Annotated in this window: 9 protein-coding genes; 3 read left to right on the forward strand and 6 right to left on the reverse strand. The window is 71.3% G+C overall.

Translation table 11 applies throughout. The features are described from left to right. Nucleotides 1-104: 104 nt before the first annotated feature. Nucleotides 105-3,134 (reverse strand): AfsR/SARP family transcriptional regulator, encoded by a 3,030-nt coding sequence (locus tag NYZ98_RS02955; protein WP_262840867.1) that lies wholly within the window; start codon nucleotides 3,132-3,134, stop codon nucleotides 105-107. A 401-nt stretch (nucleotides 3,135-3,535) separates the two neighbouring features. Between NYZ98_RS02955 and NYZ98_RS02960 the strand changes: the two genes are divergently transcribed. Then, nucleotides 3,536-4,030 (forward strand): hypothetical protein, encoded by a 495-nt coding sequence (locus NYZ98_RS02960; RefSeq protein WP_262840868.1) that lies wholly within the window; start codon nucleotides 3,536-3,538, stop codon nucleotides 4,028-4,030. A gap of 210 nt (nucleotides 4,031-4,240) precedes the next feature. On the opposite strand, the gene NYZ98_RS02965 is transcribed toward NYZ98_RS02960, so the two are convergent. Next, nucleotides 4,241-4,885, reverse strand: a complete 645-nt coding sequence (locus NYZ98_RS02965) for a GNAT family N-acetyltransferase (RefSeq protein ID WP_262840869.1) — start codon at nucleotides 4,883-4,885, stop codon at nucleotides 4,241-4,243. A 162-nt stretch (nucleotides 4,886-5,047) separates the two neighbouring features. Beyond that, the gene (locus NYZ98_RS02970) at nucleotides 5,048-6,322 is read right to left on the reverse strand and encodes a pyridoxal phosphate-dependent aminotransferase (protein ID WP_262840870.1); all 1,275 of its coding nucleotides are present in this window, start codon (nucleotides 6,320-6,322) and stop codon (nucleotides 5,048-5,050) included. A gap of 97 nt (nucleotides 6,323-6,419) precedes the next feature. Between NYZ98_RS02970 and NYZ98_RS02975 the strand changes: the two genes are divergently transcribed. Beyond that, complete coding sequence (locus tag NYZ98_RS02975) at nucleotides 6,420-7,367, forward strand: LysR family transcriptional regulator (protein WP_262840871.1); 948 nt, start codon at nucleotides 6,420-6,422, stop codon at nucleotides 7,365-7,367. A gap of 136 nt (nucleotides 7,368-7,503) precedes the next feature. Here NYZ98_RS02975 and NYZ98_RS02980 read toward each other — a convergent pair whose 3' ends face one another. Both NYZ98_RS02980 and NYZ98_RS02985 read right to left on the reverse strand, forming a co-directional pair. Next, complete coding sequence (locus NYZ98_RS02980) at nucleotides 7,504-7,890, reverse strand: SCO5389 family protein (RefSeq protein WP_262840872.1); 387 nt, start codon at nucleotides 7,888-7,890, stop codon at nucleotides 7,504-7,506. A 125-nt stretch (nucleotides 7,891-8,015) separates the two neighbouring features. Continuing rightward, the gene (locus NYZ98_RS02985; protein WP_262840873.1) at nucleotides 8,016-8,972 is read right to left on the reverse strand and encodes an ATP-binding protein; all 957 of its coding nucleotides are present in this window, start codon (nucleotides 8,970-8,972) and stop codon (nucleotides 8,016-8,018) included. 202 nt (nucleotides 8,973-9,174) lie between these two features. On the opposite strand from NYZ98_RS02985, the gene NYZ98_RS02990 reads away from it, so the two are divergent. Then, on the forward strand, nucleotides 9,175-11,109 hold the full coding sequence (locus NYZ98_RS02990) for an APC family permease (RefSeq protein WP_262840874.1): 1,935 nt from the start codon (nucleotides 9,175-9,177) through the stop codon (nucleotides 11,107-11,109). Between the two features lie 138 nt (nucleotides 11,110-11,247). Here the strand turns inward: NYZ98_RS02990 and NYZ98_RS02995 are convergent, their stop codons facing one another. Further along, the gene (locus tag NYZ98_RS02995) at nucleotides 11,248-12,120 is read right to left on the reverse strand and encodes a hypothetical protein (protein ID WP_262840875.1); all 873 of its coding nucleotides are present in this window, start codon (nucleotides 12,118-12,120) and stop codon (nucleotides 11,248-11,250) included. Nucleotides 12,121-12,331 lie beyond the last annotated feature (211 nt).

Here is a 12,331-nt window from a genome sequence, read left to right on the forward strand (position 1 = left end):
AGGCGACCGACCGAGACGTTGAACGGGATCACGGTGACAATAAGGTGATAAATCACGTTTGGATGACGCGATTAGACGACGACCCCTTCGGAGGGGTCCGCGAGCTAATCGCTGACCTGGTCGATCTTCAGGAGAGCGCGGAGGTCGGCGGCCTCGGGCGATCCCAGGCGGGTGAAGATGTCCAGGGCACGTCTCAGGCAGTCACCGCTCCGCCGGACGCTCCCGAGCCCGGTCAGGGCCCTGCCCAGCACGGTCAGTGACAGCGCCTCGCCGTACGGATGACCGATCTCCCTGCTCAACGTGAGCGCCTGCTCGGCGTGCCGCGCCGCGTCCTTGTAGCGGCCCGCGGCGATGAAGGTCTCGGCCAGCCGGCAGCACACCCGCTGCTCCCACACCTTCTGGTGGCCCGCGCGGAAGAAGTCCAGGCACTCGGCGTGGTGGACCACCGCCTCGGTCAGCCGGCCCACCCGGGACAGGACGATGCCGAGGTGGTAGCGCGCGCGTGCCGTGCCGGCCCCGCTGCCCAGCTCCTGGAAGATCGCGAGCCCGCGCTCGGCGGCCGCGATCGCGTCCTCCGGGTGGCCGAGCCCGAGGTGGTCGCGCGCGGAGTAGCTGGCCACCAGCGCCTCTCCGGCCGCGGCGCCGATCTCGCGGTACGCCTTGAGCGCCGAGTCGAACCAGGCCAGCGCGTCCTCGTGGCGGCGCTGGCGCCCTGCGACGACGGCGAGCGCGTTGTAGATCTCACCGGTGACGATCCGGTCGCCGGTGGACCCGGACAGTTCGAGCGCCGCGCGGAACTGCCACTCGGCGTCCCCGAGCCGGTTGGCCCCGAACAGGACACGGCCCAGCACGTACCGGCAGCGCAGCTCACTGGCCAGGTCGCCGATGGCCTGGGCGGTGGCGAGCACCGAGTTGGTGCGCCCGTCGAACTCGCGGACGTAGGCGCCCGACTCCAGCAGCGGTTCCATGGCGACGAGCAGGTCGGCGGACGGCAGCAGGGTCTGCGGCGTCGTGGCGGTCTCGGCCGTCTGGCCGATCGCCGCGAACAGCGCCTCGGCCTCGACGGTGAGCCAGGCCACCGCCTCGTCCGCGCCCGCGAAGCTCCGGCCGGCGACGCCCGTGGACACCAGGTGGTCGGAGATCACGCTGCCCTCGTACGCCAGCCGGTGCGCCGCCTGGGCCGACGCCAGGTAGAACCCGAGGAGCCGGCGCAGCGCGAGCATGCCCGCGCCCGGGTCCTCGGTCGCCTCCGCCTGCTTGCGCGCGAACAGCCGCAGCAGGTCGTGGAAGCGGTAGCGCCCGGGGGCGGGGGCCTCCAGCAGGCTGACGTCGACCAGCGACTCCAGCATGTCCTCGGCCTCGATCGTGCTGAGCGACAGGACGGCCGCCGCGGCCTGGACCGAGATGTCGGGCCCGTTCGGGAGCGAGAGCAGGCGGAACGCCCGTGCCTGACCCGGTTCGAGGTGGCGGTAGCCGAGCGCGAAGGTGGCGTTCACGCCGAGGTGGCCGATGCGCATCTCGTCCAGGCGGCGCCGCTCGTCGGCGAGCCGGGGGACCAGGGACGCCACCGTCCAGGCCGGTCTGGCCGCGAGCCTGGCCGCCACGATGCGCACGGCGAGCGGCAGGAACCCGCAGATGGCCACCACGTCCATGGCGGCGGCGTGCTCGACGGCGACGCGTTCGGGCCCGGCGACGGCCGAGAACAGGCTGAGCGCCTCCTCGGGCTCCATGACCTCCAGGTCGACCAGCCGGGCCGAGGGCAGGTCCGCCAGCTTCACCCGGCTCGTGATGATCGCCGCGCAGCCCGACGTGCCCGGCAGGAGGTGCTCGACCTGCTCGGCGTCGCGCGCGTTGTCCAGCAGGACGATCATGCGCCGCTCGGCGAGCAGCGAGCGGAACAGCGCCGCGCGTTCGGGCAGGCCGTCGGGGATGACGTCGACGGGGATGGCGAGCGCGCGCAGGAACGCCGCCAGCACCGACTCGGGGGCCGTCGGCTCCTCCCCGTACCCGCGCAGGTCGGCGTAGAGCTGCCCGTCGGGGAACACCTCGTGGACCGAATGGGCCACGTGCACGGCGAGCGTCGTCTTGCCGACGCCGCCGATGCCCGAGACGGCGGCCACCGGCATGCCCTCGGTGCCGGTGACGCTGGTCACCAGCGTGCGCAGCCGGTTGACGACCTCCTTGCGCCCGGTGAAGTCGTTGACGGCGGCGGGCAGCTGCGCGGGCCGGGGCATCTCGTGCGGGGTGTCGTGCTCGGAGTCCTCGCCCTCGCGGCCCGGCGCGTGCCTGTCACCCGGCCGACCCGCGCGCGGGTCACGCGTGGCCTCCCGCCGGGCCGGGGGGTCGCCGGCGTCCTGGTCGCGCCGTGCGGTCCCGCCGGGTGCCCAGGCGAGCGCCGGGTCGGCGGCCAGGATGCGCTGGTGGAGCGCGGCCAGCTCGGGGCCCGGGTCGATGCCCAGCTCCTCGACCAGCGCGTGGCGGGTGTCGGTGAACACCGAGAGCGCGTCCGCCTGCCGGCCGCACCGGTAGTACGCGATCATCAGCTGGCCGCGCAGCCGCTCCCTGAGCGGGTGCTCGGCGGTGAGGGACAGCAGTTCGGGGATGACGTCGGCGTGCCGCCCGAGCGCCAGGTCCAGCTCCATCAGACCCTCGACGACGCCGACACGGCGCTCGACGAGCCGGCCGCGCTGGCTCTCGACGTACGGGCCGACGGCTCCGGCGAGCGGCTCGCCCGACCACACGCCGAGGGCCTCGCGGATCGTCTCGGCGGCGCCGGCCAGGTCGCCCGACCTGCGCTCGGCCTCGGCGGCGGCGACGCGGCGCTCGAAGACGGTGAGGTCGACGCTGCCCGGCGCGAGCCTGAGCGCGTACCCCCGTCCCACCGAGGTGAGCAGCTCAGGTCGCGTGCGCGGCGAACGGTCGGGTTCGAGGACGCCGCGTAACCGGGAGACGTACGTGCGCAGCGCGCCGAGGGCCCGGGGAGGGGCGTCCTCTCCCCAGACCGCGTCGATCATCTCCATCGGGGTCACCGCACGGCCCTCGCGGAGCAGCAGCATGGCCAGAATGGACCGCTGCAGCGGCGTGCCGAGCTCGACCTCCCGCCCGTCCAGCCATGCCTGAACCGGACCCAGCACGGCGAAACGAAGGCCAGCCTCAGTGTCTTGACCAGCCATGTTGCGATTTCCATCCTTTAAAACACGGTCTTATATACAAATGATAGTTCCCCCGATGCTTTCTTCGTTATGCGATCGACCCGCTGTTAATCCGCGCGTTGATTGCCCGTTGATCTGGCGTTGAACGCGCGCGCCCATGCTGAGGCCAGCCGAACGTGGCCCCCGTACGGGGGCGGTCACGAACGGCGCGGCCACCGCCGCCGGATCCGGTCACCTGTACGCGGATCCGGCGGGGCACGGCTCAAGCGCATTGCAGGCGAAGGTAAGGCCGTTGTAAGTGTCCTGCAGGCGACGGGTTCTATTACTTGGACACAAGCCCCGGTGAGCAGGAAACCGGGTAGCCCCTCACTCAGGAGAACCAGATGCACCGCACGATCCGCACCACGCTCGGCCTCGCCGCCGCCACTGCGGTCCTCGCGATCGGCCTGCCCGCCGCCGCCTCCTCGGCCAGCGCCGCGACCGTCACGAAGACCGCGACGGCTTCCAGCTTCGATTTCGACGACAGCTGGGGCTACTACTACAGCAAGTACTGGAACGGCTCCCGGGCCAAGGCCAGGGGCGACGTCTACGAGGACGAGCACCACGACGGCCGCTTCCACGTCGAGGGCAAGCTCTACGACAAGAACACCCCGAACTGGCTGTGCGGCTACGTCCAGGTCAAGTTCGAGGACGAGGACGGCGACGACTCGACCTACTGGGCCAAGAAGTGCGGTTCCAACGGCTACCGCTACTTCCACTTCTACGAGAACGACGTCGACAGCATCCAGGTGCGCACCTGCTACTACGACAACCACCACGCCTCCAAGAAGTCCTGTGGCCGCTGGAACTACATCTACGAGAGCGACAGCGAGGAGTGACTCCCACCGTTGAGCCGCTGACGGGGGACACGGGGGAGACACCGGGGGCACCCGGGAAGCAGGCAGGGACCGGTTAACACGGTCCCGGAGCACAGGGAAACTCGCGGGGGACGGGGGAACCGCGGGGGGAACACGGACAGCCCGCCCAGAGGCCGCGAAGGCCACCGGGCGGGCTGTTCGTTCCATGGGTTCATCGAAGGGACGGGGAGCTCACGCCGCTTCCACGAGGCCGAGCCTCGCGTGCATCCGTTCTCGGACCTGCGGCCATTCGGTGTCGAGGATCGAGTAGTACGCGGTATCTCGGACCGTGTCGTCGGCGCCTCGGCTGTCCGCCCGCCGCACCCCGTCGAGATGTGCGCCGAGGGCCTCGATGGCGGCCCGGGAGCGGACGTTGCGAACGTCCGCCTTGAGAGTGATGCGGTGGACCTGCCAGGTCTCGAAGGCGAGCGAGAGCATGAGGTACTTGCTCTCCCGGTTCACGCTGGTGCCCTGGGCCGACGCGGCCAGCCAGGTGTAACCGATGTCCGCCACGGACGGGACCTCGCCCACCACGCCTCCCGCACCCGGAGGCCAGGGCAGGGGGCCCTGCCAGTACTCCAGGTGCAGCAGACGGGTGGCACCGACGATTCGGTCGGTATGCAGCCACCGGATGGCGAAGGGCATCGCGCGGCCCTTCGCCTGCTCAGCCAGAGCAGCCTCGACGTACGAGGTCATCTCTTCCCGGCCTGCGGGAACACGAGTGAAGGTGTACGTGGAGCGGTCTTCACTCGCCGCGGTGACCAGGTCGTCGACCACCGCGAGGCTGAGAGGTTCCAGGCGCACGGAGCGCCCGGACAGGGTGACAAAAGCGGGCATGAGCACATGATGAGGGCTCCCTTGCGAACCCCGCGCCAAATCGTGTGGAACATCTTGGTGAGCGTCCTGGCAAGCAATGATGATGAACAAGAAACCCCTGGTCAGATGGGCGAAATCTGCCATCGTGGGCCGGGCTCCGAGGTGCTGTGAGGGGGGCGCCGGTCACTGCGCGGGGGAGATCAGCGGGGCCGGGATCCAGGGGGCGAACCGCCGCCGTCCGGTCAACCCCGCGAGCGCCTCCTCCAGGTGCCCCAGCGAGGCCGCCACCCACGGCAGCTCCAGCGGGCGGTCGCTGTCCAGAGTGGCCAGCCGCTGCTCCTCGTCCTCCCCGTACAGCAGGCTGGTGGCGACCCGCACGCGCAGGTCGCCCGGCGCGTCCCCGAACACCGTCCCGGGAAGGACGGCCACCCCGTGCGCGTCGAGCAGCGCCGAGGCCAGGCCGGCCGAGGTGGCGAACCGGCGGAGGGGCGCGAGGTCGGGGTAGAGGTAGAACCCGCCCTGCGGGTACGCGACGCCGGCGCCCGCCCGGACGAAGCGGTCGGCCACCGCACGGGCCACCACGCCGTGCAGCCTCCGGCTCGCGGCGACGCGCTCGACGAGTTCGGGCGGCTCGGTGTAGGCGTACGCCGCCGCGTGTTGCACCGGGGCGGCCGGGCTCGACCAGATCTCCGACGCGACGGCGAGGAGCCGGTCCCGCAAGGGTCCGGCGGGAAGCCGGGCCACGCCGATGCGCCACCCGCCGAGCGCGAGGCTCTTGCTCAGCCCGGTGGTGACGACGGTACGCTCCGGTGCCAGTCCGGCCGGGCTGAGGAAGGCGGCGTCCAGGTCGTGGACCAGGTCCCGGTAGATCTCGTCGGAGATGACGGTCAGGTCGAGCTCGCGGGCGACCTCGGCCAGCCGGGCGACGGTCTCGGGCCGCGCCAGCCTGCCGGTCGGGTTGTCGGGCAGCGTGACCAGCACCGATCCGACCGTGCGGCCCTGGGCGCGCGCGTGCAGCACGGCGTCCCTCACCTGCTCAGGGTCCGGCGTCCCCCCCTCGCCGGGGGGCGTGGGAACCATGATCGGGCGGGCGCCGGCGAGGCCGGCCTGGGCGGCGTAGCTGACCCAGCTCGGCATCGGCAGGACGATGTCGCCGCCGATCGCGAGCAGGAGCGCGTAAAGGAGCGGCTTGCTTCCTGGGCCGCAGACCACCAGGCCGGGGTCGGTGGGCAGTCCCCGCCGGTCCCAGTAGCCCGCGGCGGCCTCGCGAAGCCCGGGGGCCCCGGCGACGGGGCCGTAGCGGTTGTCCCGCGAGGCCTCGGTGAGGCGCTCGCGCAACGCCGGGTGTACGGGGAGCCCCGCCTCGCCGAAGGCGAGGTTCAGGATCCGCTGCCCGGCATGACGTCTTCGGGCAATGTCCTCATTTGCTGCCAGAGTCGCGGAAAGCGTGACGTTCATGGTCATAGCCTCCTAATACTGGGTAACTCCCCCAGCTTGCGGGGGTACACCCATCGGTACAAGCGAGGCTTTTCGTGGGTGACCATAAGGAGAACCGATGCTCGATCTCCGCCGTCTGGTCCTGCTGTGCGAGTTCGCCCGCAAGGGCAGCATCGCGGCCACCGCCGCCTCCCTCGGGTACAGCGCCTCCGCGGTCTCCCAGCAACTCGCGGCCCTGGAACGCCAGACCGGATCGGTCCTGCTGGACCGCACCTCGCGGAGCGCCGAGCTCACCGACGCCGGTCACCGGCTCGTCGACCACGCCCAGCGGATCCTCGCCATGGTGGAATCGGCCGAGTCCGACCTGTCCGCGCACGCGGCCACGCCCTCAGGGCGCGTGGTGGTGACGGCGTTCCCCACGGCGGCGGTCGCGTTCGCCCCCGTGCTCGCCAGGTCGCTGCGCCGCCACACCGCACTGTCGCTCCGGTTACGGCAAAGTCGCTCCGGGCGCGGGATGTGGGAGGTGCGATCCGGCGAGGTCGACATCGCTCTGGTGGACGACTGGTACGGGGGCCTGTCCGCACGCGGCCCGGAGACGCTGCGCGTGCTGCCGCTGCTGGTCGACCCCATCGTCCTGGTCGTGCCCCGGCGGCACCGGATGGCCGACCCGTCGGTCCCGATCGACCTGGAAGCTCTGCGCGACGAGCCGTGGATGGCCACCCCGGACGGCGAACCCTCCCGGATGGCCATGGAGAGGCTGCTGTCCGACGTGGGCGGCGCCCATCCGGTGCCGTGGGAGTTCGAGGGCCTCGGCACCATCCTCAGCCTGGTCGCCAAGGGCATCGGCATCGCGGCCGTCCCCGCGCTGGCCCTGGCCGCGGGCGTGCGCGGCGTCACGGTGCGCGAGTTCCCCGGTACGCCCGTCACCCGCGAGGTGCGGGCCGTCGTGCGGGAGTCGAGCGTGAACCGCCCGTCGGTGGCCGCGACGCTGCGGGCGCTGCACGTGGCGGCGCGCTACCTGGCGGCCGACCTCGCACCGGTCCGCATCTCGGCCGAGCAGGGATGAGGGCCTGGGCCGCGTGCCCGTACGGCCCCCGCCGGAGGAAGCGGACGGGGACCGTGCGGACGTTCTCCGGTCAGTCAGCGGTCGACGCGGACGTTCTCCGGTCAGGTCAGCAGCTGACGCGGACGTTCCGGCCAGGTCAGCAATCGACCAGTTCGGGCGCCTGGTTGAGGATCTGAGCGCGAGGCGTCACGAACTCCGCGTGCGCCTTCTCCGCCGCCGGGTCGAACACGGCGACGCGGTGGCAGTTCTGGAAGGCCAGCCGCACCCCGAAGTGACGCTCCAGCGCGCCGCGCATCGAGTCGCTGGCCAGGCAGCGCAGGAGCTGGCCGCGCGCGGCCTCGTCCGGCGGCGGCGTGAGGTTGTCCTCGAACTCCGCACCGCTCCGCTCGCGGCGCCGGACCAGGCCGGTGATCAGCGTCCAGGCGTAGGGCAGGGAGTCGCGGACGACGGTGAGAAAGGCTTCGTCGTCGATCTCGCCCGCGCGGGCCCGGCCGGCGATCTCGTTGGGAACGGTCAGCGACATGCTTGGTCTCCTTTTCGTAAGGAATGAATGGGTCGTGCCCTGAAGGAACGGACGGGTCGTGTCGTGTCGTAAGGAACGGACAGGCGGCGCCGGGCGAGGCGGGTCGTCCGGCGCCGGCGGGATCTTCATCCGGCGCCGACGGTGGGCCGCTCGCCGAAGACGAAGCCGTGGTCGATCTGCTGGAGGAGGTCCTCGCCGGTGGCCCGGTTGGCCCACGCGCGGGCGTTGCGCTCGTGGAACTCGATCGCCTGGCGGCCGAACCTCTCCCAGTCCTTCTTCTGGGCCCGCACGTGGCTCATGAGCACCGCGAGGGCCTCGCGGTTGGCCGGTTCCAGGTCGTCAAGGCCGAACGCGCGGCCCTGCTCCATGGACCGGACGGCCGGCGAGTGCTCCATGCACACCAGCAGGTCGTCGCCGACCTGCTCACGGAGGAACGCCACGTCGGCCTCGGAGTGGACCTTGTTGCCGACCACGGCGATCGGGACGTCGAAGTCGCGGGCGTGGTCGCGGTACTGGCGGTAGACGCTCACGCCCTGCCTGGTCGGCTCGGCGACCAGGAAGGTCATGTCGAACCGGGTGAACATCCCGGAGGCGAACGAGTCGCCGCCCGCCGTCATGTCCACGATGACGTGCTCGCCGGGGCCGTCGACCAGGTGGTTGAGGTAGAGCTCGACCGCGCCCACCTTGGAGTGGTAGCAGGCGACGCCCAGGTCGTCCTCGTCGAAGGGGCCGGTGACCATGAGCGTGAAGCCCTGGACCGGCGTGGCGAACCGTTCGGTGAAGAACGGGTCGGTGACGGTCACCAGCCGGGAGCCCCGGCCGGGCGGAGTGGTCTTGACCATGGTCGTGGCGGAGGTGACCCGCGGGTTGTCCCCCCGCAGGTACTCCTTGATCTCTCCTATGTGGGCGCCCAGCGGCTCCGGCATCGCCGACGGGCCGAGACCGAGGACGAGGCCCAGGTGCTGGTTGATGTCGGCGTCGATGGCGACCACCGGCCCGCCCTGCCGTGCGGCATGGCGGGCGAACAGGGACGACAGCGTGGTCTTGCCGCTGCCGCCCTTGCCGACGAAGGCGACTCTCATGCCTCGAATCCAATCTGATTATGAAAACCATTGCAAGAACCCGCTCAGCATGTCACGCCACCGGTCCCGCCGCGCCGCCTTCGGTGTGCCTGATCAGGGACTTCCCGGCGTTGTCCACAGGAAGGCCGGGTCGGTCACCGCCACCCCCTCAGGTTGAGTAGGGTTCCTGTCGTCCCGTGGCACTTACTAAGGGGTGACAAGGGTGGCGGCCACCTCAACTCCGCCGGCGTCCGAAGAGCGCGCCGACGAGAAACTGCGCGCCTGGCTGCTGCACGGACTGCTCCAGTCCGACCGCAGGTCCGTCGGCCACCACGCCGACCCGACGCCGCACGAGCAGCACGCCTGGTGGCAGGTCATGTGCCTCACCGGCGTCGACTACTTCTCCACCCTCGGCTACCAGCCGGGCATCGCCGCGCTCGCCGCCGGATCGCTGTCCCCCATCGCCACCCTTCTGCTGGTCGCGCTCACCCTGTTCGGCGCGCTGCCGACCTACCGCGCCGTCGCGGCCGAGAGCCCGAACGGCCTGGGCTCGCTGTCCATGCTCGAAGGGCTGCTGCCCGGGTGGCGCGGCAAGCTGCTGGTGCTGTTCCTGCTCGGGTTCGTCGCCACGGCGTTCGTCATCACCATCACCCTGTCCGCGGCCGACGCGACGGCCCACATCCTGCAGAACCCCTTCGTGCCCGGCTTCCTCGAAGGCTGGAAGATCCCGATCACGCTGGTGCTCATCGCGCTGCTCGGCGTGGTGTTCCTGGGCGGCTTCAGCGAGGCCATCGGCCTGGCCGTGGTCCTGGTGGCCGTCTACCTCGTGATGAACGTGGTCGTCGTGGTCACCGCCGTCGTCCAGGCGGTCGCGCATCCGGCGATGGTGGGCGACTGGGAGCACGCCCTCACCACCGACCACTCAGGGCCGCTCGCGATGATCGCCGTCTCGCTGTTCGTGATGCCGAAGCTCGCGCTCGGCCTCTCGGGGTTCGAGACGGGCGTCGCGGTGATGCCGCTGGTCAGGGGCGACCTCCAGGAGCGCGTCAAGGGCGCCAGGCGGCTGCTGACCGTCGCCGCGCTGATCATGAGCGTGTTCCTGGTCGCCAGCAGCTTCGCGACCAGCGTGCTCATCCCCGCCAAGGAGTTCCAGGAGGGCGGCAAGGCCAGCGGGCGGGCCCTCGCCTACCTCGCCCACCAGTACCTCGGCGACATCTTCGGCACGCTCTACGACATCAGCACGATCGCGATCCTCTGGTTCGCCGGCGCGTCGGCGATGGCGGGGCTGCTGAACATCGTGCCGCGCTACCTCCCCCGGTACGGCATGGCCCCCGACTGGACCCGTGCGGTGCGTCCGCTGGTGCTGGTGTTCACCGGCATCGCCTTCGCGCTCACGATCTTCTTCGGCGCGGGCGTCGAGGAGCAGGGCGGCGCGTACGCGACCGGCGTGCTGGCGCTGATCCTCTCGGCGGCGGTGGCGGTCACCCTGTCGTCCTGGCAGCACGGCAGGCGCAGGCGGGCCGCCGGGTTCGGGGTCGTGGCGCTGATCCTGGCGTACACCGCGGTCGCGAACATCATCGAGCGTCCCGACGGCCTGCAGATCGCGTTCTTCTTCGTCGTGGCCATCGTGGTCCTGTCGATCATCTCCAGGGCCACCCGGTCCACCGAGCTGCGTGTCAGCGCCATCGAGTTCGACGAGCGGGCCGAGCGGCTCATCGACGTCCCGGGGAAGATCCGCATCATCGCGAACGAGCCCGACGCGCGCGACGCGCAGGAGTACGCCGAGAAGGACCACGAGACGCGGCGCAACCACCACCTGCCCGACGACGAGCCCCTGCTGTTCCTGGAGATCACCGTCCAGGACGCGTCGGAGTTCCACTCCGAGCTGTGCGTGCGCGGCGAGGAGCGGTACGGCTACAAGATCCTGCGGGTGGAGGGGTCCACGATCCCCAACGCCATCGCCGCGGTCCTGCTGCACATCCGGGACGAGACGGGCAAGCTCCCGCACGTGTACTTCCACTGGTCGGAGGGCAACCCGATCGCCGCGCTGCTGCGCTATCTGGTCTTCGGCGGGGGCGACGTCGCCCCGCTCACCCGCGAGGTCCTCCGCCAGGCCGAGCCCGACGACACCCGCCGCCCACCGGTCCACGTCGGCTGACCTCTGCCGAGACCGGGTCCGCCATCGTTCGCGCTCCGGCCTGCCTCCGCGACCCGGCGACCGTTCCGCCGCCGGTCCGCGTCGGCCGCGGCCGGTGGTCACGCGGGTCGCCGGTCCCCGGCGGGCGTGGGTGAGCGGTCAGGCGGGGGTGTCGGGTTCCGGGTCCTCGTCGATGGCCTCCGGGGCCGGGGACGGTGGGGTGGGGCGGTCGGGGGGGACGAGGTCGGCCGGGGCGGAGATCTGGAAGCCCCACAGGTCGGTCACCAGTCCGTGGAAGGCGTCCGCGACGGCCAGGGCGGCCGTTCCGGTGTCGAGCAGGGCCTGGTCCCCGGTCAGCGTGACGGTGCCGTCGGCGTCCTCGAAGGGACGCACGTCGACCTTGACCACCCGGGTCGCGTACCCCATGACGGCGCGCACGGCCGGCGGGATGTCGGTCGTGTACGCGGCGGACACGAGGATGTCCGCTCCGCCGTACATCCGGAACTCCTCCTCTTCCAGGTGGATGATCCCGTCGAGGAGTTCGGCGGAGCCGGCCTTCTGCCAGACGTCGGGCATCGACTCGGCGGGCCGCAGGTGCTCCCGCAGCAGCGCGATCATCTCCTCGTGCGGCGGCAGGTCCCCGAGATAGGCGATCGGGCCGGCGTGGTCGTCGTCGGCGGGGTCGCGCATCTCGCCCCGGGTCATCGCCCAGCCGCCGAGACGGTACGCGACGCCCTCGGACGTGCCCTTGTCGAAGCCCTTCATGGGCAGCGGGCCCTCGGCGACCACGCGGTGGGCCCATAGGCGGTCCTCGTCGGGGACCATGAGCTTGCGAAGCTCGGCCTCCGCCAGTTCCAGGCCGCCCTTCACCCTGATCCCGGCGAGGACGACGTCCTCGCCGTCCGCGCGGGCGCCGGGGTCGGCGAGACTGAGGATCTCCAGGAGGGCCGCAGGGCTGGTCTTGGCGGGTGCCAGGACGGTGGGGCCCGTGCGAAGGTGCCCGAGAAGGAGACGATTCGAGAGCCAGCTCATGCGCTTCTCCTCGTGATCGAGACATGACCGACCATAGTCGGAGAATCCAATGGGAGAAGCCCTCTCACTGTCAACCGTGACCGGGTCGATGCCACCCACCCGGACACAACCGCCATCCGGGGACGGCCCCGGGCACACCGGGGCGTGGCCGGGTGGGTCGGCGGTCGCCCGGCGGTGGTGATGGAACGAAGGATGGGGTGCGGGGGTGGGT

The sequence above is a fragment of the Sphaerisporangium corydalis genome, assembly GCF_025506355.1.
GTDB classification, from domain to species: Bacteria; Actinomycetota; Actinomycetes; order Streptosporangiales; family Streptosporangiaceae; genus Sphaerisporangium; species Sphaerisporangium corydalis.